This is a genomic window from Nocardioides sp. Root151, assembly GCF_001427925.1.
In the GTDB taxonomy this organism is placed as follows: domain Bacteria; phylum Actinomycetota; class Actinomycetes; order Propionibacteriales; family Nocardioidaceae; genus Nocardioides.
Window position 1 is genome coordinate 345,209 of sequence record NZ_LMGG01000001.1, and the last position, 23,652, is coordinate 368,860.

General features: G+C 69.9%; 22 protein-coding genes. 11 read left to right on the top strand and 11 right to left on the bottom strand.

Features of this window, described 5'->3' with window-relative positions; translation table 11 throughout:
* Nucleotides 1-55 precede the first annotated feature (55 nt).
* Nucleotides 56-1,072: a LacI family DNA-binding transcriptional regulator gene (locus ASD66_RS01670; RefSeq protein WP_056681387.1), complete on the top strand. Its 1,017-nt coding sequence runs from the start codon at nt 56-58 to the stop codon at nt 1,070-1,072.
* Between the two features lie 56 nt (nt 1,073-1,128).
* Here ASD66_RS01670 and ASD66_RS01675 read toward each other — a convergent pair whose 3' ends face one another.
* Entirely contained in the window at nt 1,129-5,871 is a 4,743-nt protein-coding gene (locus tag ASD66_RS01675) for a family 78 glycoside hydrolase catalytic domain (RefSeq protein WP_156388498.1), read from the bottom strand.
* 161 nt (nt 5,872-6,032) lie between these two features.
* Nucleotides 6,033-6,239 (bottom strand): LuxR C-terminal-related transcriptional regulator, encoded by a 207-nt coding sequence (locus ASD66_RS01680; RefSeq protein WP_082563768.1) that lies wholly within the window; start codon nt 6,237-6,239, stop codon nt 6,033-6,035.
* 102 nt (nt 6,240-6,341) lie between these two features.
* Here ASD66_RS01680 and ASD66_RS01685 point away from each other — a divergent pair, with 102 nt between their 5' ends.
* Genes ASD66_RS01685 through ASD66_RS01695 form a run of 3 tightly spaced genes read left to right on the top strand, consistent with a single transcriptional unit; the run spans nt 6,342 to nt 9,348 of the window.
* Nucleotides 6,342-7,370: a M48 family metallopeptidase gene (locus ASD66_RS01685; RefSeq protein ID WP_056681389.1), complete on the top strand. Its 1,029-nt coding sequence runs from the start codon at nt 6,342-6,344 to the stop codon at nt 7,368-7,370.
* Nucleotides 7,367-7,864 (top strand): PH domain-containing protein, encoded by a 498-nt coding sequence (locus ASD66_RS01690; protein WP_056889846.1) that lies wholly within the window; start codon nt 7,367-7,369, stop codon nt 7,862-7,864. Before ASD66_RS01685 ends, ASD66_RS01690 begins: the two co-directional genes overlap by 4 nt.
* Nucleotides 7,861-9,348, top strand: a complete 1,488-nt coding sequence (locus tag ASD66_RS01695) for a PH domain-containing protein (protein WP_056889847.1) — start codon at nt 7,861-7,863, stop codon at nt 9,346-9,348. The genes ASD66_RS01690 and ASD66_RS01695 overlap by 4 nt, the downstream gene beginning before the upstream one ends.
* On the opposite strand, the gene ASD66_RS01700 is transcribed toward ASD66_RS01695, so the two are convergent.
* Complete coding sequence (locus ASD66_RS01700; RefSeq protein WP_056889848.1) at nt 9,311-10,033, bottom strand: CDP-alcohol phosphatidyltransferase family protein; 723 nt, start codon at nt 10,031-10,033, stop codon at nt 9,311-9,313. The two genes, ASD66_RS01695 and ASD66_RS01700, sit on opposite strands and share 38 nt — an antisense overlap.
* A gap of 57 nt (nt 10,034-10,090) precedes the next feature.
* On the opposite strand from ASD66_RS01700, the gene ASD66_RS01705 reads away from it, so the two are divergent.
* On the top strand, nt 10,091-10,882 hold the full coding sequence (locus tag ASD66_RS01705) for an exodeoxyribonuclease III (RefSeq protein WP_056889849.1): 792 nt from the start codon (nt 10,091-10,093) through the stop codon (nt 10,880-10,882).
* A 106-nt stretch (nt 10,883-10,988) separates the two neighbouring features.
* Here the strand turns inward: ASD66_RS01705 and ASD66_RS01710 are convergent, their stop codons facing one another.
* Together ASD66_RS01710 and ASD66_RS01715 are read right to left on the bottom strand one after the other, a co-directional pair.
* A complete protein-coding gene (locus ASD66_RS01710) occupies nt 10,989-11,750 on the bottom strand; it encodes a potassium channel family protein (protein WP_082599377.1) in 762 nt (253 codons plus the stop codon).
* 81 nt (nt 11,751-11,831) lie between these two features.
* On the bottom strand, nt 11,832-13,148 hold the full coding sequence (locus tag ASD66_RS01715) for an MFS transporter (RefSeq protein ID WP_235529927.1): 1,317 nt from the start codon (nt 13,146-13,148) through the stop codon (nt 11,832-11,834).
* Between the two features lie 70 nt (nt 13,149-13,218).
* Here ASD66_RS01715 and ASD66_RS01720 point away from each other — a divergent pair, with 70 nt between their 5' ends.
* The 4 genes from ASD66_RS01720 (at nt 13,219) to ASD66_RS01735 (ending at nt 17,361) form a co-directional block, all read left to right on the top strand.
* Nucleotides 13,219-14,199 carry a GlxA family transcriptional regulator gene (locus ASD66_RS01720; protein WP_056889852.1) on the top strand — a complete coding sequence of 327 codons (981 nt, stop codon included), beginning with the start codon at nt 13,219-13,221 and terminating at the stop codon, nt 14,197-14,199.
* A 74-nt stretch (nt 14,200-14,273) separates the two neighbouring features.
* Entirely contained in the window at nt 14,274-15,398 is a 1,125-nt protein-coding gene (locus tag ASD66_RS01725) for a DNA recombination protein RmuC (RefSeq protein WP_082599378.1), read from the top strand.
* 155 nt (nt 15,399-15,553) lie between these two features.
* The gene (locus ASD66_RS01730; protein WP_200949828.1) at nt 15,554-16,021 is read left to right on the top strand and encodes a DUF6542 domain-containing protein; all 468 of its coding nucleotides are present in this window, start codon (nt 15,554-15,556) and stop codon (nt 16,019-16,021) included.
* 89 nt (nt 16,022-16,110) lie between these two features.
* Entirely contained in the window at nt 16,111-17,361 is a 1,251-nt protein-coding gene (locus ASD66_RS01735) for a S8 family serine peptidase (RefSeq protein ID WP_056889853.1), read from the top strand.
* An 11-nt stretch (nt 17,362-17,372) separates the two neighbouring features.
* Here the strand turns inward: ASD66_RS01735 and ASD66_RS01740 are convergent, their stop codons facing one another.
* Together ASD66_RS01740 and ASD66_RS01745 are read right to left on the bottom strand one after the other, a co-directional pair.
* Nucleotides 17,373-18,092 carry an SDR family oxidoreductase gene (locus ASD66_RS01740; protein WP_056889854.1) on the bottom strand — a complete coding sequence of 240 codons (720 nt, stop codon included), beginning with the start codon at nt 18,090-18,092 and terminating at the stop codon, nt 17,373-17,375.
* 7 nt (nt 18,093-18,099) lie between these two features.
* A complete protein-coding gene (locus tag ASD66_RS01745; protein ID WP_082599281.1) occupies nt 18,100-18,909 on the bottom strand; it encodes a 2OG-Fe(II) oxygenase in 810 nt (269 codons plus the stop codon).
* Between the two features lie 287 nt (nt 18,910-19,196).
* Here ASD66_RS01745 and ASD66_RS01750 point away from each other — a divergent pair, with 287 nt between their 5' ends.
* Together ASD66_RS01750 and ASD66_RS25605 are read left to right on the top strand one after the other, a co-directional pair.
* A complete protein-coding gene (locus tag ASD66_RS01750) occupies nt 19,197-19,538 on the top strand; it encodes a hypothetical protein (RefSeq protein WP_056681399.1) in 342 nt (113 codons plus the stop codon).
* Nucleotide 19,539: 1 nt separating this feature from the next.
* Entirely contained in the window at nt 19,540-20,574 is a 1,035-nt protein-coding gene (locus ASD66_RS25605) for a collagen-like protein (protein WP_056681400.1), read from the top strand.
* A gap of 80 nt (nt 20,575-20,654) precedes the next feature.
* On the opposite strand, the gene ASD66_RS01760 is transcribed toward ASD66_RS25605, so the two are convergent.
* The 4 genes from ASD66_RS01760 to eccB form a co-directional block, all read right to left on the bottom strand.
* A complete protein-coding gene (locus ASD66_RS01760) occupies nt 20,655-21,317 on the bottom strand; it encodes a hypothetical protein (RefSeq protein WP_156388500.1) in 663 nt (220 codons plus the stop codon).
* A 178-nt stretch (nt 21,318-21,495) separates the two neighbouring features.
* Nucleotides 21,496-21,783 (bottom strand): WXG100 family type VII secretion target, encoded by a 288-nt coding sequence (locus tag ASD66_RS01765; protein WP_056681402.1) that lies wholly within the window; start codon nt 21,781-21,783, stop codon nt 21,496-21,498.
* A gap of 11 nt (nt 21,784-21,794) precedes the next feature.
* Entirely contained in the window at nt 21,795-22,109 is a 315-nt protein-coding gene (locus ASD66_RS01770) for a WXG100 family type VII secretion target (RefSeq protein ID WP_156388501.1), read from the bottom strand.
* Nucleotides 22,110-22,252: 143 nt separating this feature from the next.
* Nucleotides 22,253-23,620, bottom strand: coding sequence for a type VII secretion protein EccB (eccB, locus tag ASD66_RS01775; RefSeq protein WP_056681404.1), 1,368 nt, complete (start codon nt 23,618-23,620; stop codon nt 22,253-22,255).
* Nucleotides 23,621-23,652 lie beyond the last annotated feature (32 nt).

The following is a 23,652-nucleotide window of genomic DNA, read 5'->3' on the forward strand; positions in this document are numbered from 1 at the left end:
GTCACCGAACACGCATTGAAACGGCGCGCCACATTTCACGAAACGGGAGGCTTCGATGGCAATCGGGGTGAAGGACATTGCGACCGCGGCCGGCGTCTCTCTCGGCACGGTCTCCAACGTGCTCAACCATCCTGACCGGGTCAGCCCCCGCACCCGGGCCCGGGTCGAGAAGGTGATGGCCGAGCTCGGCTTCGTCCCCAACGAGTCCGCCCGGCAGCTGCGGGCCGGCCGCTCGCGCACCCTGGCCTACGTCGTCCTCGACGCGACCAACCCGTTCTTCACCGACGTCGCCCGCGGTGTCGAGGAGACCTTGGCCGCGCGTGACCTCTCGCTCTACATGTGCAACTCCGACAACCGTGCCGACCGCGAGGCCAACTACCTCAACCGGCTCGAGGAGCAACGGGTCGCCGGCATCCTGCTCACCCCGGTCGACCCTGAGTCGCCCGCGCTCGACAAGATCTCCGGCCGCGGCACGCCGATCGTGATCGTCGACCGCACCCGGGCCGGCGACACCCACTGCTCGGTCGCCGTCGACGACGTCCTCGGCGGCCGACTGGCCCTCGAGCACCTGCTCGACCGTGGCCACGAGCGGATCGCCTTCATCGGCGGCCCCTCCTCGATCGGGCAGGTGCATGACCGTCATGCGGGCGCCCTGGCGGCACTGGCCGATGCCGGACTCGACGAGAGTCACCTCGTTCGGATCGACACCTCCGCGCTCAGCGTCGGCGAGGGTCGCCAGGCCGCGCAGCGACTGGCCGGGATGCCCGGGGCGCGCCGGCCCACGGCCGCGTTCTGCGCCAACGACCTCCTGGCCCTGGGTCTGCTCCAGCACTGCGTGACGACCGGGGTCTCCGTGCCGGACGAGCTGGCCATCGTCGGCTTCGACGACATCGAGTACGCCGGTGCGGCGGCGGTGCCGCTGACCTCCGTGCGCCAGCCCCGCCTCCGCCTCGGCCGGACCGCTGCCGAGCTGCTGCTCGACGAGGTCGAGAACCCGGACCACGTCCACCAGCAGATCACCTTCACGCCCGAGCTGGTCGCCCGGGCCTCCACGGAGACCCGGGCGAACTAGACACCCCCAGGGGCGTCCGGCCAGCGGGGTGTTCGGGTCGGACGGGGACGGCCGGATCAGCTCACCGGCCGGCTCCAGACATCGGCGATCGAGGGGTCGTAGTAGGCGGGGTCACCCTGGTTCTCGAACTTCACCCGGACGGTGCCGTCGGCCGCGGCCAGGGCCGCCGGGACGGTGAACTCGTAGGTCTCGGTTCCGACGCCACCGGTGTGGGCGAAGGTGCGCAGGAGCACCTCGGTGCCGTCGACGTACACCTTGTAGCGCTTGGTCTGGGCCCGGTCGTAGGTCTCCACCGCCCGGAGCACGAACGCATCGCCGGGCACCACGGCCAGGTCGAACTGGAACTGCGATAACGGGGTCAGGTGACCGGCGTACCGCCGGGTCAGGCCCGCTTCGCTGCTGGTCCCGGACGACGCCGAGGCGGTGAGCGCATGGGCCTGTTCGGCCGCGGCGACGCCGAGGTCGAGGTGGTCGTACCCTGCGGCGGTCCCCGGGCTCGGGTCGATGGCCACCCGGACGTTCCCCGTCCCCGAGGCGAGCACCTCACCGTCACTCGTGACGTGGGCGACCAGGGCGAAGTCCTCGACGGCCTGCCGGGCGTCGCGCGGCACGCCGACGTCGAGGGAGACGCTGCGGGTCGCCCCCGCCGGGATGTCCAGCACGTCGCTCGGCTCCGGAGCGGTCCAGCCCGTCGGCACCTCGACCGTGACGCGACCACTGGCCGGTGCGCGGCCGATGTTGCGCACCGTCGCGGTGACGGAGACCGTCGTGCCCGGTCGGACCGGGCTCGGCGCAACCGTCACCGTGTCCACCACCACCGGCGAGGCGACCTCGAGGTCGAAACCCGTCCCCAGCCTGAGCTGCGCGTCCTCGAACTCGTACGTCGCGGTTGCCGCGCCGCGGGTGGTGCCCGGCCTCTGCCGCTGCGGGACGGTGACGGTGAACCGGCCGTCAGCGGTGTCGCCACCGGCCAGCTTGTTGCTCAGGCGGGTGCTGGCCGGAGCAGTGGCCCAGCCCTCGGGAAGACCGTCGAGGGTGGCGCGGACGTCGTGCACCGTGGCGCTCCCGGCGTTGCCCACCTCGACAGTCAGTGGCGCCTCGTCACCCGGCCGCAGCACGTCGTCGCCGGCGGTCGCCGTCAGGTCGAGCTCGAGGTAGTCGGCGACGGCGGCGTCCAGGGCGTCTCGGACGGCCACGATGGCCGCGTCGAGGCTGGCTGCCTCATCGGCCTCGAGATCGAGCCGGCCGGCGACCTCCTGGGCGGACTCGATGTCGCGGTGGGCTGCGGCGAGGGCCTTGGCCGCACGGACGACGTCGGCGTCCAGCAGCTCGTCCATCGCGCGGATCATGTCGGCCCGCGCCGTCGACGTGAGGGCGAGCAGGCGCGAGGCCAGGCCGGCGTTGATGCTGCCGTCGTCGCGCAGCGCGGTGACGACTCCGTCGGCCGTGGCGATCGCCTCGACCGCCGTACCGGCAAGGCCGCGCCGCTCGTCGGAGGCGAAGCTGTAGTGCCCCGAACCGACCGTGACCACCACGGTGCCGTCGGCGTACGCCACGTCGTGGACGCCCTCCGCCTCCGCGGCGGGCAGGCCGCCCTCGGTGAGCGCCCAGGCGTTGGCACCGGGCACCTTGATGGTGGCGGTGGAGCCGACGGGAACGTCGACGTCCAGCTGGAGAGTGCGGCCTGTGCGCCGCCAGTCACTGGTGACCGGACCGTACGGCGTCTCCGTGGTCGCCCTGGCCCAGCTCATCTGCTTCGTGACCGCCGGGGCGATGGTCAGGTCGCGGTAGCCGGTGGTCTCGGAGGCCTTGATCCCGGCGACGTAGTGGTAGAACCAGTCGTCCACGGTGCCCAGGAAGTAGTGGCCGCGGGACCGGGCCTCGAGCGCCCAGTGCTCCCACATCGAGGTGGCGCCGTTCTCGATCATGTAGCCCCAGCTCGGGTACGCCGTCTGCGCGGCGAGCCGGAACGCCACGTCCTCGTAGCCATGGTCGGAGAGCACCGGCAGGAGGTACTTCGTGCCGAGCACGCCGGTGTTGAGCGTGTAGTTGCGTGCCTTCACGTTCGCCACGATGCTGGCCGCGACGCGTTTCTCGGTCCCCTCGTCCGGGGCCAGGTCGAAGGCCAGCGCCAGCACGTTGTGGGTCTGTCGGTAGCCACGGTCGCCGTTGCCGCGATAGTGGCCGGCTGCCCGGTCGAGGAAGGTCGCGTTGAACGTGGCCTTGACGGTGGCGGCGTTGTCGGCGAACGCGGCAGCGTCGGCGTGATTGCCCAGGTGTCGCGCGGTCCGCTCCATCGCGGTGGTCATCGAGTAGAGGTAGGCGGTGCCCGAGACCCGCACGTCCTCCGGTGCGTTTCCTCCTGCGGGGCTGGCCTCCGGACTGACCCAGTCACCGAGCCGCGGGTTGGTGACCAGCCCGTTCGCCGACTGCGCGAACTCGAGGTCGACGTACTTCTTCATGCCGTCGTAGTACTCGGTGAGCACGCGGTCGTCGCCGCCGTACTGGTAGAGCCACCACGGGATCATGATGTACGCCGAGTGCCACGGCGGCGCGACGCCCCACTCGCCCCACGTGCTCGAGCTCGGGGCGATCACCATCGGGCGGCCGTCGGTGGACCGGGTCTCGTTCACGTCGCGCATCCACTTGGCGAAGAGCTCGTGGACGTCGAGGTTCATCATGAACATCTCGGCACCCACCGCGGCGTCACCGGTCCAGCCGTTCTTCTCGAACATGGGGGTGTCGGTCGGGATGCCGTGGATGTTGTTCTTCAGCGTGTCCACCACGGCCCGGTGGGTGCGGTTCATGATGTCGCTGGAGCTCTCGAACGAGCCGGTCTCCGTCGCGTCGGTGTGCACCACCCGGGCGGTGAACGCGTCCAGCGTCGGCGGTTCGCTGCCGGGCCAGCCGGTCACCTCGATGTACTGGAAGCCCTTGTAGGAGAAGCGGGCCTCCCAGGTCTCACGGTCACCGGTGCCGGCGAGGATGAACCGGTCGGTCTGGAAGCCGCTCTGGAAACCGCCGTTGTTGGAGAAGTTGACCCGGCCGTTGGGCAGCAGCTTCTCGCCGTACTGTGCGCGGACCGTGGTGCCGGCCGATCCCTCGACGCCCAGCTCGACCCAGCCGGCCAGCATCCGGGGGAACTTCACGACGTAGACGTCGTCTGCGGGTTCGGTGATCTCGACGGCCGGCAGGGACTCGGTCACCCGGATCGGCTGCTGGCGCTGGTTGACCAGGCCGCCGGCGGGTCCGTCGACCTCGCTGGCCGATGCCCAGCCCGCGTCGTCGAAGCCGACGGTGTCGTAGCCGTCCTGGACCAGGCGGGCGTCGTACACCTCGCCACCGTAGAGGTCGTCGAAGACCGTCGGGCCGTCGTGGATGGTCCACGAGTCGTCGGTCACCACCTGCTCGGTGTGGCCGTCGGCGTACTCGATGTGCAGGACGGCGCGGAACACCGGCTCGTCGTGCCAGGGCGCACGCTCCCACCACCAGACGTTGCCGCCGGTCATGCCGTAGAAGCCGCGGCCGAGCTGCGCGCCCAGCGCGTTGTCACCCTGCGCGAGTTGGTCGGTGACGTCGGTGGCGACGTACTGCACGGTGTCGTCGTAGTCGGTGAATCCGGGCGACAGCACGTCGTCGCTGACCGGCGCGCCGTTGAGAGACATGTCGGCGTAGCCGCCTGCAGCCACGAACAACGTCGCGTCACGGACGTCGCCGTCGACCTGGAACTCGCGACGCAGCAAGGGCGCAGGGTTCACCTCGGTCTTCGGCGCGCGGACGCCCGAGCCCCAGGGGCCACTGCCGTAGTCGGCCTGCTTGGCGGCACTGCCCCAGGCGGAGTCGTCGTACGCCGGGGCCTCGAAGCCGGTCGGGACCGTCTTGCTCGCCAACCAGTCGGTGCCGGTCGTGAAGACGGAGGTGGTGCCGTCGGTGTAGGTCACCCGCACCTTCGCGACCAACCCTGCGGGCGACCCGGCTCCGTTGTTCGTGCGGACCGCGAAGACGTTGCTGGCGGGGTCGAGCTGCACTGTGTAGAGGTGCGACTGCTGCCACTCGTTCTCCGCGCCGTGGCTCTCGCCGACGAGCTCACCGTTGACCCAGAGGCGGAACAGGTCGTCGGCGGTGATCAGGATCTCCGCGCTCTGCGCGGTCCTGCCCTCCGGTGTCGTGCGGGTGGTGCGGAACGCGCGAGGCTCGGCGGGCGCGACCGGACTGGTCGCCTCGGGGGTCCAGATCCACGACGCCCCGGTCATCGTGAGGTCGTCGGAGGTGTCGATCCGTTCGTTGCCGATCCACGAGCTGTCGGCCCAGTCCGACTCGTCGTGGAACCCCGTGCGCAGCTGACTTGTCGCGGACGCGGTGCCGACGCTGGTCGTGACCTCCACGCTCCAGACGTAGTCGGTCGCGGAGGCCAGGTCCGGGCCGTCGTACTCCACACCCGATGACCGGTCGGAGGAGACCTGACCGCTGTCCCAGGTGAGGTCACCGGCGTCGAGGTCGGCCCGGCTGGTGGCGACCCGGAGCCGGTAGCCCTCCTGCACGACGTCGCGTGCCTCGGTCTCGATGACCCAGCTGAAGCGAGGGCGGTCGACGTCGATGCCGACCGGTGCCGTCTTCTTCTCGACCTGGAGGCGCGTGAGAGCGACCTGTGGCGCCGCCGCGGCAGCGTCGGCCGACGCGGTGGGGGTCGTGAGGGCGACCGTCCCGACGAGGGCGAGCTGGAACACCAGGGCCAGGACGGTCAGCATCGCCGCCGTCCCCCGCCTGTGCGAGCGGGCGTTCGGGTCCGTTGCCGACACGGTTTCCTCCATCGTTTAGAACGTTTCAGCGATACAACCACGCGCGGCGTGATCGGCACCACATCCGTGACCGGATCCGGCCACCTCCTCGGGCACTTCGGCGCCGCGTCGCCCAGGCGTCGGCGACGATCGCGCTGCGACCAGCACGACCGACCCTGCGGTCAGACGAGCCGACGCCGCGCCGCCCACACGACCGCCTCGACAGTGGTGCCCACGCCGAGCCTGTCGCAGATGAGCCGGATGCGTCGTCGGACCGTGCGTTCGGAGAGGCCGAGTCGTCGGGCTACGGTCTCCGCCGGCAGGCCGCTGGCAAGCAGGGCCAACAGCGCGACGTCGTCGTTGCTCAGCTCTTCTGACAATGCCTGCATCCCGAATTCCCTAAAACGTTTCAGTCCTGCGGAACGTATGAGGTCCGGCCGACTGTGTCAACAGTCACGGGGGCATTCACGCCTCCTGACTACAGTCGAGCCATGACTGGGGAGAACCAGCCGGCCCGTCGCAGGGTCACGCTGACCGACATCAGCTCCCGTGCCTGGGAGCATCCCGCCGATCAGGGCGCGCTGGTCGCGCTGCGCAAGCTCAAGGGCTTCGACTTCGTGCTGCGCAAGATGACCGCGATGGTCAACGAACGCGCCTTCCGGCTGCGCTTCCTCGGGTCGGCGATCCGGGTCGACGACCGGCAGTTCCCCGACATCCAACGGCTGTACGCCGAGGCGGCCGCGGTGCTCGACGTACGCACCCTGCCCGAGCTGTACGTCGTGAACTCGCCGCTGTGGAACGCCGTGACCATCGGCCTCGACAAGCCGTTCATCGTGCTCAACTCCGCGCTGGTCAACGCCCTCGACGAGGAGGAGCTCCGGTTCGTGCTCGGTCACGAGCTCGGCCACGCCGCCAGCGGGCACGCGCTCTATCGCACACTGCTGCTGTGGTTGATGCAGATCAGCGGAGCCCTGTCGTGGGTGCCGCTGGGCAACCTGGGCCTGCGCGCGATCGTCGCGGCGCTCACCGAGTGGGAGCGCAAGTCCGAGCTCTCCGCGGACCGGGCCGGGCTGCTGGCCACCCAGGACCCCGCCGCCGCACTTCGGGTCAACATGAAGTCGGCCAGCGGCGGCAACCTGTCGCAGCTCGACAGCACGGCGTTCCTCGCCCAGGGCAGTGAGTACGAGGCCGCCGGCGACCTGCGCGACAGCGTGCTGAAGATGATGCTGCTCGAGGCCAGCTCCCACCCGTTCCCCGTGATGCGGGCCCACGAGCTGCGCCGCTGGGTCGACAGCGGCACCTACGTCAAGATCATCGCCGGCGACTACCCTCGTCGTCAGGACGACGGCTCGGCCTCGATGTCCGACGCGGCCAGGCAGGCGGCCGCGTCGTACGGCGAGAGCTTCCGCACGTCCCAGGACCCGTTGGCCAAGCTGCTGCGCGAGATCGGCGACGGAGTCGGCTCCGCCAAGGACTGGATCACCTCCCGCATCCCCCGCCCCAAGCAGGACGACACGTGAGCAGACCAGCAGCCCTGCTCCGCGAGCCGGCCCACCAGGTCTCCCCCAGGGCCGTCCAGATGTGGCGGGTCATCGCCGTCGCGGAGCTGGCGACCACGGTCGTCGTACTCGTCGTGATCGCGGTGCTGCTGCCCTCGCGCCCGTGGTGGCTGTGGGTGGCCTACGCCGTGGTGCTGACTCCCCTGGCCGCCATCGCGATCTGGATGCCTGGCCTGCGCCACCGCATCCACCGGTGGGAGGTGACGCCCGGCGCGGTCTACACCCGCTCGGGCTGGGTCGTCACCCGGCAGCGGATCGCACCGTTGTCGCGCGTGCAGACCGTCGACACCAGGCGCGGCGCGATCATGCGTCTCTTCGGGCTCTCCGCGATCACCGTGACCACGGCGTCGGCCGCCGGTGCGATCACCATCGAGGGCCTCGACCAGGACGTGGCCCGGCGCGTGGTCGCCGAGCTCACCGAGATCACGGCAGCCAGCGAGGGCGACGCCACGTGAGCGAGTGGCAGCGTCTCGACCGTCGCACGATGCTGGTCGGACCGCTCAAGACGTTGCGCCAGATCCTCGTGCCGGCACTCGCTGCTCTGATCGGAGTCGGCACCCAGCAACCGCGCTGGCTGCTCTTCGCAGCACCCGTGGTGCTGGTGGGTGCGGTCGGCATCGGCGTCCTCCCGTGGGTGACCACCCGGTTCCGCATCGCCGGTGACCAGCTGGTCGTGACCCGCGGGCTCCTCAACAAGACCCGGCTGACCGCACCGCTCGACCGGATCCGCAGCGTCGACCTCGAGGCGCCCTTGCTGCACAGGGCGTTGGGCATCCAGAAGGTCGAGGTCGGCACCGGCGTCGACGACACCCGCATCGAGCTCGACTCCCTCTCGACCGCGCAGGCCGAGCAGCTGCGCAACCTGCTGCTCACCCGGGCCGCAGTCACCCCTGACCCGGCGGACGACGCCGACGTGGACACCGAGCCGGCGCCACGCAGCCCCGACCTCGCCCGCTTCCGGGGATCCTGGGTCCGATTCGCGCCGTTCAGCCTCGGCCGCCTGGTGATCGCACTCGGTGCCCTGGGTGGCCTGAGCCAGTTCGTCGGCGACGTCGGCATCGACTTCAGCGTCGACCAGGAGGACGTCCAGCGCATCGAGAGCGCGCTCCTGCTCGTCGTCGTCGTCCTGCTGGTCGGCGGCCTCGTCGTGTGGACCCTCCTGTCGATGGCGGCGTACGCCGTGCAGTGGTGGGGCCTGCGCCTGTTCCGCGAGGAGGGCAACCTCCGCCTGACCCGCGGGCTCTTCACCACTGCGTCGACCACGATCGAGGAGGCCCGGGTCCGTGGCGTGCAGCTGCGCGAGACCGCCCTGCTCCGCGCGGTCGGGGGCGCCGAGCTGCACACGCTGGTCACCGGCCTCGACGAGGGCGTGTACGCCGTCCTGCCGCCGTGTCCGACGTCGGAGACCCGACGGGTGGGCGACGACGTGCTCGGCGACCCGGCCCCACTGCGCACTCCGTTGACGAAGCACGGGTCGCGGGCCCGCCGGCGCTGTCACCTCCGTGGTGTGCGGCTGCTCCTGCCGGCCGTCGTCGTCGCGCTGGTGCCGGCGGTCTTCTTCTCGGTGACCCCCGTGCTGCCGGTGCTCGTCACGCTCGCCGTGCTGCTCGTCGGCATCGCGCTCGGTGAGGCGGAGTACCGCCACCTCGGCCATGCGCTCACCGCCGATCACCTCGTCGTCGGCTCGGGCGTGACCTCCCGGGTGCGCACCGTGCTCGAACGCGGCGGTGTGATCGGCTGGGTGGTGTCACAGACCTGGTTCCAGCGCCGCCGAGGGCTGGCCACCCTGGTCGCCACGACTGCCGCAGGGGCCGAGCGCATCACCGTGCGCGACGTGCCGCTCGACCGGGCCATCACGTTCGCCGACGCGGTCGTGCCCGGCATGCTCGAGCCGTTCCTGGTCAGCTCACCGCCGGCGACCGCACCGGCTGGAACGTGAGCCACAGACTCAACGCCGTGTAGTACGCCGGGTAGGCGAGCGAGAGAATCGCCAACCACAGTTGGGGATCGGGCAGCTGCGCGGTCAGTACGGCGAACGCCACCAACCACAACGAGGCGAGCGTCATGTTGAGCCTCCACAGGGTCGCGGTGCGTGAGGGATAGACGTACTTGACCGGCACGAAGACCAGCACCGCGAAGACGAGCAACAGCCACGCCGCGGTCGTCGTACCCCACCCGAAGACGACCACGTAGAACGCCACGATGTTCCAGTAGCTCGGGAAGCCGAGGAAGAAGTGGTCCTCGGTCTTCGCGTCGCTGCGGCAGAACTGGTAGCAGGAGGCCATCAGGGGCACCGACGCGGTCACCGCACCGAGGACGCCGTCGGGCAGGTAGCCGCACGACCACAGCAGCACCATCGGCGCGAACGCGTAGGTCAGGTAGTCGACGATGTTGTCGAGCAGGGCACCGTCGAAGCCGGGCAGCACCGTCTTCACCTCGAGGTGGCGGGCCAGGAACCCGTCGGTGCCGTCGATGACCATCGCCGCGAGGAACAGCCACAGCACCGTGCGCACGTCGCCCTCGTAGGCGAAGTGCACCATCAGCAGCCCGAGCACCACCCCGAGCGAGGTGTAGACGTGCACCAGCGCGGCAGCGAGTCGGGCCCCGCGGGTCGACGTGTCCATCCCCGAACGATAGGGCCCGTACGCCGCCCGCCCGCGCACGCCACGTAGATTCGCCGCATGCGCATCGCCACCTGGAACGTCAACTCGATCCGCAGCCGCATCGATCGCGTCGAGGCATTCCTGCAACGCCACGAGATCGACGTGCTCGCCCTGCAGGAGACCAAGGCCCGCGAGGACCAGCTGCCCCTGATGGGGCTGCAGTCCCTGGGCTACGAGGTCGCGGCCGCCGGCTACAACCAGTGGAACGGTGTGGCCCTGATCAGCCGCGTCGGGCTCGACGACGTGCAGGTCGGCTTCGAGGAGATGCCACAGTTCGGCGACCCGCTGGCCTCCGAGGCGCGCGCGATCGGCGCCGTGTGCGGCGGCGTACGCATCTGGTCGCTCTACGTGCCGAACGGTCGCAAGATCGAGGACCCGCACTACGCCTACAAGCTGGACTGGTTGACCCGTCTGCGCGCGGCGGCCGGCGGCGACTGGCTCACCGGTGACACCGCACTCGTCGGGGACTGGAACATCGCGCCGCTCGACGAGGACGTCTTCGACATGGCGCAGTTCAAGAACTCGACCCACGTCACCGTCCCCGAGCGCGAGGCGTTCCAGTCGTTCATCGACGACGGGTACGTCGACGTCGTACGCCCGCACACGCCCGGGCCCGAGGTCTACACCTACTGGGACTACTACCGGCAGCGCTTCGAACGGAACCGGGGCCTGCGCATCGACTTCGTGCTGGGCTCCCCGTCGTTCGCGGCACGCGTGACCGGGGCGCGCATCGACACCGACGAACGCGACCCTGCGCAGGGCCAGGGCAGCCCGTCCGACCACGCCCCCGTCGTCGTCGACATCTCCTGACCCTTCACGCGGCCTTCAGCGGTAGCCCAGTGTCGTCGACACGCCCCGCAACAGCGCTGGGCCACCGCTGAGCCGGCGTCGGCCCCGAGTTCGCCAGGTGACCGCCTCAGGATTCTGGATGCGGCAGAGGTTGGCCCGCTACCTCACCCGAGCGCAACGCGACCACCTCGGCCCGGAGCGCGGCGATCTCATGGGTCAGCGCGCGGAGGTCGCGGCGGGTGACCGCGTTCGACTCCTCCTCCACCTCCGACACCCGGTCGAGCAGCCAGGACGCGAACGACGCCGTCACGATTCCGAGCAGGGCGATACCGGCAACCATGAGGCCACCCGCGACGAAGCGTCCCGTCGTCGTCACCGGGAACTGGTCGCCATATCCCACCGTGGTCACGGTGGTCATGGCCCACCACAGTGCATCGGAGAAGGTGCCGATGTTCGCTCCCTCCGCACCGCGCTCGGCGTCAAGCACGGCGAGGGCGGCGACGAAGAGGACCAGCCCGGTCCCGCCGGTCACGTAGACGATTACCTGGCCACGAAGCGAGCTACCCGCGTGCCTGTTGAGGACGCCCAGCAGCTTCACCAGTCGAAGCAGGCGGAGCGGTCGCAGGATCGGCAGCACGACGACCAACAGGTCAAGCACGTTGCCCAGGACGAAGCCGCGTCGATCGTGGCTCAGGAACCACCGCGCCAGGTAGTCCACGGTGAAGGCAGCCCACGCGATCCAGGTCACCCATTGGCACGCCGTGACCCACCACGCCGGGGTGTCGGGCTCAAGGATCGGCCACGCGTAGGCGGCCAGGAACAGAAGGGCCAGCCCGGTCAGGGGCCACTCCGCGGCCCGTTCCCAGTGGGTGCGCCTGTCCTCAGTCATGGCGGTCAGCATGGCAAAGGGAAGGTGTCTGTGACAGCGCCTCGCCCAATGGCCGCCCGTCCGGCCGTCTCTCCCGGCGGGTCAGTCCATCAGCGCCGGTTCGGGTGAGGCCGGGTCCGCCGACGGGACTCGCCTGATCGCACCCGAGGCGACGGCCGCCACCAGGCACAGCGCACCGGTGATCACGAACGCCGGCGCGTAGGTGCCCTGCACGTCGCGGATGAAGCCGGCTCCCGTCGCGGCGACGGCGGCACCGAGCTGGTGCGAGGCGAAGATCCAGCCGAACACGATCGGACCGTCGGCCCCGAAGGCCTCGCGCGCCAGCAGGACGGTGGGTGGCACCGTGGCCACCCAGTCGAGCCCGTAGAACACGATGAACGCCCACGTCGGGGGCTCCACGCTCGGTCCGAGCAGTGACGGCAGCAGCATCAGGGAGAAGCCCCGCAGCAGGTAGTAGACGACCAGCAGCAGCCTCGGGTCGACCCGGTCACTGAGCCAACCTGACGCGATGGTGCCGACGACGTCGAAGATGCCGATCACCGCGAGAAGTCCGGCGGCCAGGGTCGTGGGCATGCCGTGGTCGTGTGCAGCCGGCACGAAGTGGGTCTGGATCAGCCCGTTGGTGGACATGCCGCAGATCGCGAAGCCCAGACTGAGCAGCCAGAAGGTGCGCGAACCCAGGGCAGCGATCAACACCCGGATCGCCCGCCCGGCACTCGACCCGGCACCGCTGTGTCGGTCGGGTCCCGGGTCCTCGGCGGTGGCGCCGTACGCCGTGATGCCGAGGTCGTGCGGGTGGTCGCGCAGCCAGAAGACGACGATCGGTACGACGGCCAGCGCCGCACCGGCTGCCAGCAGCGAGGCGGTGCGCCAGCCGTGCTCGCCGGCCACCATGGCGATCAGCGGGAGGAAGATCAGCTGGCCGGTGGCGGAGCCGGCGGTGAGGATGCCCGCGACCAGGCCCCGTCGCGCCACGAACCAGCGGCTCGTGACGGTGGCGACGAACGCCATCGACATCGACCCGGTGCCGACTCCGACGAGCAGCCCCCACGTCGCGACGAGGTGCCACGGCTGGGTCATGAAGACGGTCAGTCCGCTGCCGAGCGAGACCAGCAACAGTGCCAGGACCACCACGCGTCGTACGCCGAAAGTGTCCATGAGTGCGGCCGCGAAGGGAGAGATCAGTCCGAAGAGCACGAGGTTGAGTGAGACCGCGGAGCCGATCGTGGCGTGCGCCCAGCCGAACTCGTGGTGCAGAGGATCGAGCAGGATGCCGGGAACGGAGCGGAAGGCGGCCGCGCCCACGAGGGTCACGAACGCGACCACCGCCACGGTCCACGCGGGGTGCACGCGGTACGGCTTCGGGGCGCGCTCGGGAACGGTCTCGGAATCGATCACCCGTAGATCCTCGCTGACCGGAGCACGACCGACGAGTGGCCGAATTGCCAATGTGTGGAAGAATCCTGCCATGAGCGCTCCGCACCGCGTCGTCGTCCTCGCCCTGCCCCCGGTGATCGGCTACGACCTGGTCATCCCGACCCTGGTCTTCAGCACCGCGAACACCGACCCGGGCAAGCCGCGGTACGACGTGACGGTGGCCAGCCTCGACGGTCGACCGGTCCCCACCTCGGCGGGCTACGACATCGCCCCGCACAGCACCGTCGACGCACTCGCCGCGGCCGACACCGTGATCGTCCCGGGCACCCAGATCGACGGCCCGCGCCGGCACGGCGTGCTGCCCGACGACCTTCGCGATGCCCTCGCCCTGATCAGGCCCGGCACCCGACTGATGTCGATCTGCACCGGCGCCTTCGTCCTGGCCGCGGCCGGACTGCTCGACGGCCGTCCGGCCACCACCCACTGGTCGCACGCCGAGAGCTTCCGCGCCCTCTATCCGCACGTCAACCTCGACGAGAACGCGCTCTTCGTCGACGACGGCGACGTCCTCACCTCAGCCGGACTGGCCGCCGGCATGGACCTCTGCCTGCACGTCGTGCGCCGCGACCACGGCAGCGAGGTGGCCAACCACGTCGCGCGCTACTGCGTCGTGCCGCCGTGGCGCGACGGCGGCCAGGCACAGTTCATCGAGAAGCCGTTGCCCGAGGCCGTGGACGAGTCGACCGCCGCGGCGCGCGACTGGGCCCTCGCCCATCTCGACCAGCCGATCGCCGTGAGCGAGCTCGCGACCCGTGCGCGCATGAGCGTGCGCACCTTCGCCCGACGGTTCCGCGCCGAGACCGGGCACTCCCCCGGTGCCTGGCTCATCGTCCAACGCATCCGCTACGCCCAGCGCCTGCTCGAGACCTCCGACCTGTCGGTCGACATGGTCGCGGCGAAGGCCGGACTCGGCACGGGCGCCTCGTTGCGGCAGCACCTGCGTGCCGTGGCCGGAGTCTCGCCGACCGCCTACCGTCGCACGTTCCGGGGCACGGCTCCGCTCGTCGGCTGACGCGGGGCCCGGGCGCCGCGTCGAACGCCGCGTCCTGAACGGCATTGTCGGTGGCCTCGTGCATGCTCGGGGTCATGGAGATCTTGCTGCTGATCGTGGGGCTGGTGCTCGGCGTCGTCATCGGGGTGCTGTGGAACCGTGGCCGACCGGCCGACAGTGGTGAGGCGGTGGCCGCCCTCGAGCGCCGGGTCGCCGACGACACCGTGGTCCGCGACGGGCTCGACCGGCTGGCCGACCAGATGCGCGACCTCGAGCACAACCGGGCGACGTGGCAGGGCCAGCTGCGCCAACAGGTCGAGGAGGTGCGCCACTCGGCCGAGGGCCTGCGCCGTGAGACCGCCTCGCTCTCGACCGCCCTGCGCAAGCCGCAGGTGCGCGGCCAGTGGGGCGAGATGCAGCTGCGCCGCGCGGTCGAGCTGGCCGGCCTGGTCGACCGGTGCGACTTCACCGAGCAGCATCACGTCGTGGTCGACGGCGCCGCCCTGCGCCCCGACATGGTGGTCCACCTCGCGGGCGGTCGCGACGTGGTGGTCGACTCGAAGGTGCCCCTCGACGCGTTCCTCACTGCCACCGAGGCCGACGACGCCGACGTCCGCGAAGCCCATCTGGCCCGCCACGCCCGCCAGGTGCGTGCCCACATCGACGCCCTGTCGACCAAGCGCTACTGGCAGGCGCTGGTCGACACCCCTGAGTTCGTGGTGCTCTTCCTGCCCGGAGAGGCGTTCCTCTCCTCCGCCCTCGACGGCGACCGTTCCCTCCTGGAGTACGCCGCCACCCGCAACGTCGTGCTGGCCACACCCACCACGTTGATCGCCCTGCTCAAGACGGTCGCGCACGGGTGGACCCAGGAGCGCCTGGCCGAGCAGACCCGGCAGATCCACGACCTCGGGCGCGACCTCCACTCCCGCCTCGGTGTCATGGGCGGCCACCTCGACAAGGTGGGCCGCTCCCTCAAGGCATCGGTCGAGGCCTACAACCGTGCCGTCGGGTCCCTCGAGTCGCGGGTGTTCGTCACCGCGCGACGCTTCGAGGAGCTCGGCGTCAGTGGCGAGACCCTCGAGGCCGTGGAGCCGGTCACCGACACGCCTCGTCCCCTGACCGCGACCGAGCTGCTCGACGTGGTGGCCGACCCTCGCCCGGAGCTGCATCTTCCCGCGCCCGGCGAGGCCGGTCCCGCGGACGATCGCCAGATCGGCTAGGCGGCATTCGCCCGGCGCCTCCGTAAGGGGTCGACTAGTCTTTGCCCGTGACCGACCCTCGTGAGCGCGCACCAGGTGCGCGTCGGGCGACCCGGGCCAGGCCTCGACCGGCGCGGCGCGCCTCGCGCAGGCGTTCCCGGTCCTACCGTGGCCCTGTGGCCCGTGCGCGCACCCTCTGGGAAGAGGGCACCGAACCCGGACGGCTGGTTGCCGCTCTCGGGATCGCCGTCGCGCTCACCGCCGTGCTGGCCGACCTCGCCGTCCACCGTGAGATCACCTGGCTCTTCGACCTGGCCTTCGTCGCCCTGTGCGTGACGATGGCGCTGCGCGTGCGCCAGGCCGACTTCTTCACCGTCGGGGTGCTGCCTCCCCTGTTGATGCTCGGCATCTTCAGCCTCCTCGGCCTTGCCTCGCCCGGGGTCATCGCCGCCAAGGGCGACGGCACGGTCCAGGCCGTGGTCGCGGGGCTGGCGCACCACTCGGGCGCGCTGATCCTCGGTTACGCCCTGTGCCTGGGTGTGCTCGCCATGCGCCAGCACGTCTATCGCAAGCGCGCGGCCGGGCCCGCACAGATCGTCCCTCCGCGTCCGCGGACCGGCGACCGGACCCTGCTCGATCGTTGAGGCGGTCGCCCCTCGGCGTACGCCGTCGAAGGTCGCACGTCGTGCGCCCGGCTGTTGTCGATGTCGCCGCGGTGACTACGCTGAGTCAGGTGAGGACGTCAGAAGCGCTGAGAAGACGCGCGCGCCTGGTCTCGGGACTGATCGTCGGCCTGGTCGCACTGTCCGGGCCCGCCTGGGCTGCCCCTCCCCCGGTCGCCGAGCCCGGTGGGTGCACGGTCAAGCCCGGCTTCCCCGCCTCCGCCGAGATCCCCTGGGCCCAGGAACGCCTCGGCTTCGAACGCGTCCACGCCCTGGCCACCGGAGCCGGCATCACCGTCGCAGTGGTCGACAGCGGGTTGAACGTCAACGACCAGCCGCAGGTGAGCAGCCTCGAGTCCACGAAGCCCACCAACGTGATGGGTGGCGGCGGGTACGGCGCGACGGACGTCAACGACTGTGAGGACTACGGCCACGGCACCCGGGTCGCGGCCATCATCGCGGCCCAGCAGGAGGACGGCGTCGGCTTCGAGGGCCTGGCGCCCGACGCCACGATCATGCCGATCAAGTACCGCGACTCCAGCAGCCAGGACGTCGGTGGCGATGCCGCCGCGGTGGCCCGGGGCATCGAGGCCGCCATCGCGGCAAAGGTCGACGTGATCAACCTGTCCCTCCAGTCCCCCGACACCCCCGAGCTGCGGGCGGCGGTCGAGCATGCCAAGGCAGCAGACATCGTCGTCGTGGCCGCCTCGGGCAACAACGACGGCCAGGGCGTCCCGGCGCTCTATCCCGCGAAGTACGCCGAGGGGAAGGACTTCCCGAACGTGCTCGTCGTCGGGGCGAGCGACGCCAACGACGCGATCGCGCAGTTCTCCATCACCGGCGACTACGTCGGCGTGGCCGCACCGGGAGTCGGCATCCTGGCCCCCACCCAGATCCAGGGCTACTACGCCGAGGACGGCACCAGCTTCGCGACCCCGTTCGTGAGCGCCACCGTCGCCCTGGTGCGTGAGCGCCACCCGAGGTTGTCGGCCGAGCAGGTCGTCAACCGCATCAAGGCCACCGCAGACCGTCCCGGTGTGAGCGTGCCCGACGCCGGCTACGGCTGGGGAATCGTCAACCCCTACGTCGCGATCACCGCCGAACGCGACGACTCCCGCATCCTGCCGCAGCAGGCGAAGCTTCCCGCGGTCCCGGCACCCAACCTGCCGGAGCCGCCCGACCACACGCTGCGCGACAGGGGCTATGCCGTCGCCGCGGGCCTGCTCGGCGCCGCGCTCCTCTTCGGAGTCGGCAGCATCGCCTGGCGCCACACCGCCGAGCGGCGTGGGGCCACCGCGGACGGCACCCAGCCCCGAGGCTGAGTGCCTGCCCGTCAGCTCGTGGCGGTGTTGCCCGTCTGCTTGTCCACGACGAGGATCTTGCCGGTGACCGACTCGCGGTCGAGGCGTACGACGGCGTCGGCGACGGACTCCGTGCTGACGATGCCCGGGAAGCTGTTGGGGGCAAGCCCGTTGACGCGCACGCCGAACCCGTCGAACTCGCGCGCCATGTGCCGGGTCATCTGGTTCTGGGCGGCCTTGCTGGCGGCGTACACGGCTTGGCCGCCACCGTAGATTCCCGTGCCGGCAAGGCTGGAGACGTTGACGACGTTGCGGTTCGCGGCACGGTTCTCCGCGGCACGCGAGGACCAGAACTTCTGGGCCAGGCGTACGCCGAGACGCATCGGCAGCTCGACGTTCACCGCGAAGTGCCGGGCCGCGTCGTTGAGCGCGGCGTCGCCGTCGATCATCCCGTTGCGGTGCCACACCGAGAACGCGGCGTTGTTGACCAGCAGGTCGACGCGTCCGTGGCGCGCGAGCACCAGGTCGACGACGTGCTCCGGCTCCCCCTCCTTCTCGAGGTCGGTGTGTACGACGAACACACGGCCGCCGTCGACGTCGGCCGTCGGGTCGAGCGGGTCGACGAAGGAGTCGTACTGCGAGGGCACGTTCGGCGCCCGGTGGCGGCAGACCGCGACGATGTCGTAGTCCTTGAGGTACTTCTGGCAGAAGGCGTTTCCGAGCTGCCCACCGGCTCCGGTGAGCACACACACGCGACGTTCATCCCCAGTGGACAATGCTCTGCTCCCCCCACGTCGAAACCGCATCTTCCTTGGTCCGGTGCAGCCACATCACCACGGAGGTGCGCGGCTTCCGGTTGGTCAGGAACGAGTGCCAGGTGAAGGGCGTGCACTCGAACATCACCATGGAGTTGTTGATCGGCGGCACCACGGCCGAGGGCCCGTGCGCGGCGGCGCTGGCCGACTCGAACAACCCGGTCTCGCCACCGTCGCCCGGAGACCACGCCGGGTTGCCGAGGTAGAACAGCACGGCGACCGCGCGAACGTTCTCCCGAGCCTCGACACCTTCCGCACGGGTGCCGCGCTGGTGATCGACCAGGTCGTTCTCGACCATCTGGATCTCGTCGCTCTTCGGCGGCGGTCCGGGGAACCAGCTGGGGTTCAGGTCATTGTGCGGCCAGCCGCTCTTGCCGCCGGGTGCGTGATGATGCAGCGTGGCGGAGACGTCGCCGGTGGCCTCGACTCCCCAGATGCCGGCCAACGTGTCGTGCCAGGCCCGGGAGGTGAACACGCCGAGCGGGCCCTCGCGGTGCGTCTTGAGCTCGCATGACGAGGCGTCGTAGCCCGGCATGTTGCGGGCGAACATCTCCGGGTCGTCCAGGATGCCCTGCACCTGGTCGTGGAGCTGGCCGTAGAAGTCCGGGGTGAACACGTCGGTCGAGACGACGTGGTCGAACGGCCTGCGGCGTCGTACCCACCGGCGATGCGCGAGCACGTCGCCGAGGCTGTGCGGGTCGGGCAGTGCCGACCAACCTTCTCCGGTGCGAGTGAGTTGGGCCGACGCCGTCATGAGCCGGACCCGATCGTGAGGGGTGTCATGGTCGCGACGCTTCCCACGGACTTTCGCTCCGAAACCTGCGAGAGCACAACCGCCGGTTCGACTGTGCGTCGGGCTCGACACTTCATGCTCGCCTGCCTAATCTCGGGTTTGATCCGCTGGACAGTGGGTACGCCAGCGATCACCAACTGAACCACGGCGCACCACACACGACCGGAGCCACTGGGTTTGCGAGTGCGAGGGCGCCCCGACAACTGGGACGGAAGACTATGGGGACAGGAACCAGGTTCGATCCTGACGTGCTGGAGGAGGCCTACGAAGCCCTGGCACGTATCCCGGGCATCATCGATGGGGACACCCACGGCCTGGGATCGATGGACGACTCAGCAGAAATCATGTCGGACATGGGTTTGTCCGACTCCGAGGGAGGCTGGTCCTACCTCGGCGGCGAAGTCAGCGATGTGACCAATGCGGTCAAGATCCACGTCGGGAACCTGAGGACGAAGGCCGCCGAGGTGCACGCAGCGATGCGCTCCACCATCGACACGCTCCACGGAACCGACAAGGCCAACGAACAGGCCGCCAACCAGCAGAACTCGAGCACGAGCACCGCTCCGGTTCCGCCGAACGTGGGAGGCTGACATGGCTGGCTTCGACACCAGTGGCGAGAGCTACGTCAACGTAGAGCTCCACAACCCCGGCGGCTTCCTGTTCGTCGAGGGCGGCACCGCCGGAACGGACGAGGACTGGTTCAACGAGCAGCTGGCGTTGGTCAGTGAGGGCAAGATCCTCAACAAGGCAGGAACGTGGAAGGAGATCCACGGCACCCTCAACCAGATCGAGCAGCAGCTCAACACGGCCATCCAGAAGGCTCGTGAGGCCAACTGGGAGGGCGACACCGCCGAGAAGGCGATCAAGAACCTCGAGCAGCTGCACCTCACCTCCGGCTCGTTGTCGACTGCGTCCCGCCAGGTGCACGAGGGCATGTCGGGCGTCGGGGAGGCCTTCAACACCGCGAAGAACTCCGGCGGCGATGCGGGAACCCGCTACCAGACGCTCCTCGACAACATCAACCACAACGGCCTCGACAAGCTGCCGTCCAACGCCGAGGTGAACACGCCGGGGACCAACCCGGCTCCCGGACCGCCCGGACCTCCGGGACCGCCCGGACCTCCCGGACCCCCCGGACCCGGAACACCCATTCCCGGTCCACACCCGCCTGGGCCTCCGGGACCCATCCCCGGCCCGGAGATTCCCGGTCCGCCCGGACCTCCCGGACCGCCCGGACCGATTCCTGGTCCTCCCGGCCCCATCCCTGGCCCTCCTGGTCCTCCTGGACCTCCCGGACCCGGGCTCGACACCGGCTCCAACCTGGCCGGCCTCGGTCCCGGTGGCCCCGGCCCCGGCCCCGGCGGTCTCTCGCCGGGTGGCCTGCCCACGGGCGGCCCCGGCCCCGGTTCACCTGCCGGTCCCGGTGGACCCGGACCGGGCACCGGTCCGTCGGTCGGCACCATGGGCGCCGGCGGACGCCCCGGCCCCGGCCCCGGCATGATGCCGGGCAGGGGCGGTGGCGGCGGTGAAGAGGGCGAGACCGACCGCTCCACCTGGCTGAGTGAGGACGACGACGTCTGGGGCGGCAACCCGGACGCACCGTCCTCGGTCATCGAAGGCGAGTGACTCCAGCCCCACCGCGACACAGAAGTGGCGCCCTACCCGCAGTGCGGGTAGGGCGCCACTTCTGTGTCTGCTGAGTACGGCTACTGCAACCGGGAGAGCATGTTCTCCGCCACCGGCACATCGACGTTGTCCCGCCACAGCGCCTTGTCGTCCTTCGAGGGCTCAGTGCCACTGGCGGTGACGTCGAACATCATCCCCCCGACCAGGACGTTCACCTTCACGCCGTCGAAGAAGGCGTCCGAACCCGCGCCGAGCTCGTCCTTGTAGTCGACGAAGTCCTCGTCGTCGGCCGCCGCCTCCTTCGAGGAGTTGAAGGCATCCTCGACGACGGCGCGGTCCACGACCGCGGCGTTCTGGTCGAAGCTGACGATGATGAATCCCACGTTCTCGTCGTCGGCCGTGCCGGAGAAGTACTGGCACATGTAGGGCGTGCCGTTCTGGTCCTCCGACGAACGCTGCACGCCGGCCTCGCCGTCCTCTCCAGCGGCCGGCAACAGCTTCAGCACCATCTCCTCGCTCAACACCGAACAGGCGTCGGGGTAGGCGCCGCCGTTGGCGGCCTTGAGCGGCGTCGTCCCGCCCTCGAGCGTGGACAGGTCGGGCGCCGGGCCCTCGGGCTGGGCATAGCCACCGTCACCGCTGCCACCCTTGCTCCCCTTGTCGCCGTTGCCCGAGTCGTCATCACCACACGCGGTCAGCCCCAACGCCATGACGAGGGAAACCAGCAGCCCGAGAAATTTCATGTCTTCATCCTCGCTGTCGAGTCGTCGCCCGTGGTCGGGGCGCGGAATGACCCCGACGGTACCGTCCGGACACAGGGCTTTCATCCCCCAGGTCCGGACATGCGTGTGCCCCGACCCATGGAATGAGTCGGGGCACATAGCGGCCGCAGTGCTGCGGCGTCGTACGGCGAGCGTCAGCTCACTGCCACATGTTGGTGGCGGTGCCCTCAGCCTGCTGGTAGTTCTCCTGGGCGGAACCGACGAGCGTGCCGATCTGGCCCAGGGTGGTCGCCATCTGCGCGGCGGCGTTGTCCCACTCCTGCTTGCACTGGTAGTACGCCTCGCGAGCCGCACCGTCCCAGGTCTGCAGCATGGGCTGGAGGTTCGCCTCGAGGTCGTCGAGGGTGGAGACCAGCTGACCGTGGGTCTTCTGGATGCCGGCCTTACCAGCTTCGAGGGATCCGAAGTTGACCTTGATTTCACTCATGACCTACTACCTCACATCTCGTTGATCTGGCTGGACAGGTTGGTGATGTTGGAGGATTCCTGCTCCTCCTGCGCGGCGTACGTCGTACGCGTGGAGACCAGGGCCTCCTGCATCGACTGCAGCGAGCTGTTGATGCGGTTCGCCTGGCCTTCGAAGTTCTGGTGGAGGTTCTGGAACGCGGTCGCAGCGCCGCCACCCCATCCGCCCAGCATCGTCTCGATCTCGGTTCGCAGGGTGTTGATGTGGCCCTGCACCTGCTGGGTAGCCTCGTCGACGTGGGCCGCCCCAGCGGCCATCGCCTCTTGACTGGTATTGAATCCGGACACGGTACTTCCTCTCCATTTGAGTGGTCGGTGACGTACCAATTCCCATCTCCCGAGAGCCTAAACCGGCAACTTGCGAGAGAACAGGGTCGTGCCGGATCCGGCCGCCGGCATCAGCCGGCGTTCAGGCTCACTGTCGGGTGGGCTCACTGCTGGAGCGGAAGCCGGGCCCGGGCCGGGTCGAGCGCGTCCCCGTGTGGGATGACGCCGAGCAGCTCGGCCGGAATCTCCACGGCGTCGTCGCCGTCGTAGCCGAAGCTGGCCAGGGTGCCGATCCCCTGCGCGGGGTAGGCCTCCCCCGGCTCGCCGATCAGGTAGACCATGTTGCTGGCGGGGGTGCTGGCGATGAGTCCCACGCCGGGTGAGAGTGAGACGTCGTCGGCGCTGCCGTGCTTCGAGGCGTCTGACTCGCTGGTCGGCGTACCGGCCTGGCTGTCCGTGGGCACGGCCAGCCGCAGGGCCGACGAGTCCTCGTCGAAGACGACGCAGGCACCCGATGCGGTCGACGCGGCGGAGGACTGCGACGGCATCGCCGAGGGCAGCCCCTCCATCTCGCCGTCCATGCCGTCGGACTCACGCATGTCGAGCACGTCGGAGAGGGACATCGGGACGGGGTCGCGGCGCTGCCCGTCGAGCTTCGCGGTGCGGAGCAGCTTGGCCTGCACGTCGGTGATGGTGGCGATGCCGTCGGGCAGTACGACGCGGAACGTGCCGTCGTCGACCTCGATCACCTGGCCGACCAGCATGGAGCGCCCGGCTTCCTCGGTGGGCGAGCCCGCCTGGTCGATCGACGGCGTCTCGAACGGTGTGCCGACGGGAATCGCGGTGAGGAAGGCGCTGCCCACCTTCACGGGGTCCTGGGTGATCTGCAGGGCGGGCTCGACGGTCTCGCTGACCAGATGGCGTCGACCCTGGAAGAGCAGGAACCGCTCGCCGTCGAACGACTCGACGTAGAGAGCCTCATCAGGGTCCAGCGGCTGCGAGGACGAGTCGCCGCCCACCTGGACGTGGACCACGGCGCTGACGTTGACGCCTTCGGCCTCGGCCTGTGAGCAGACCGTGACCGGGCCGCGGACGAGTTCTTCCTGCGAGGGCATCGAATCGGGCAGGCCAGGTATGCCGATCGTCGTCGATCGCTGCACGGAGTCGAGGTCGGACCGCGGCACGTGGTGGACCTCCACCAGCTTGCTGGCACCGGTGGACAGCACGGCCGAGGCGTAGTTGACGGCAGGGTGCAGCTTTCCGTCGATCATCACGAAGCGGGCGCCGGTCTCCTCCTCGACGATGACCGATCCCTCCTCGCGCCAGGCGTCTCCGCCGCCGCCCTTCAGGATGCCGATCACGGCGAACACCGCGGCGACCACGATGGCGATCATGATCCCGCTGATGGTGATCACGGTGAGCCGTCGCATCGGCGGCTCGACGGAGTCGGGTTCGCCCGTGACCAGTGCCGACATGGCACGTCGGGTCATGAAGCGATACGCGTGCAGTTGATCGCGGCGGGTCTGCACCACGCCCCCTTCACTCGGAACCGGACAAGAACGGC

What these genes read in the sequence shown, in the direction of transcription:
- ASD66_RS01670 (WP_056681387.1), top strand. Translation starts at nt 56, where the DNA reads ATGGCAATCGGGGTGAAGGACATTGCGACCGCGGCCGGCGTCTCTCTC.
- ASD66_RS01680 (WP_082563768.1), bottom strand. Translation starts at nt 6,239, where the DNA reads ATGCAGGCATTGTCAGAAGAGCTGAGCAACGACGACGTCGCGCTGTTG.
- ASD66_RS01685 (WP_056681389.1), top strand. Translation starts at nt 6,342, where the DNA reads ATGACTGGGGAGAACCAGCCGGCCCGTCGCAGGGTCACGCTGACCGAC.
- ASD66_RS01700 (WP_056889848.1), bottom strand. Translation starts at nt 10,033, where the DNA reads ATGGACACGTCGACCCGCGGGGCCCGACTCGCTGCCGCGCTGGTGCAC.
- ASD66_RS01705 (WP_056889849.1), top strand. Translation starts at nt 10,091, where the DNA reads ATGCGCATCGCCACCTGGAACGTCAACTCGATCCGCAGCCGCATCGAT.
- ASD66_RS01710 (WP_082599377.1), bottom strand. Translation starts at nt 11,750, where the DNA reads ATGACTGAGGACAGGCGCACCCACTGGGAACGGGCCGCGGAGTGGCCC.
- ASD66_RS01720 (WP_056889852.1), top strand. Translation starts at nt 13,219, where the DNA reads ATGAGCGCTCCGCACCGCGTCGTCGTCCTCGCCCTGCCCCCGGTGATC.
- ASD66_RS01725 (WP_082599378.1), top strand. Translation starts at nt 14,274, where the DNA reads ATGGAGATCTTGCTGCTGATCGTGGGGCTGGTGCTCGGCGTCGTCATC.
- ASD66_RS01745 (WP_082599281.1), bottom strand. Translation starts at nt 18,909, where the DNA reads ATGACGGCGTCGGCCCAACTCACTCGCACCGGAGAAGGTTGGTCGGCA.
- ASD66_RS25605 (WP_056681400.1), top strand. Translation starts at nt 19,540, where the DNA reads ATGGCTGGCTTCGACACCAGTGGCGAGAGCTACGTCAACGTAGAGCTC.
- ASD66_RS01760 (WP_156388500.1), bottom strand. Translation starts at nt 21,317, where the DNA reads ATGAAATTTCTCGGGCTGCTGGTTTCCCTCGTCATGGCGTTGGGGCTG.
- ASD66_RS01765 (WP_056681402.1), bottom strand. Translation starts at nt 21,783, where the DNA reads ATGAGTGAAATCAAGGTCAACTTCGGATCCCTCGAAGCTGGTAAGGCC.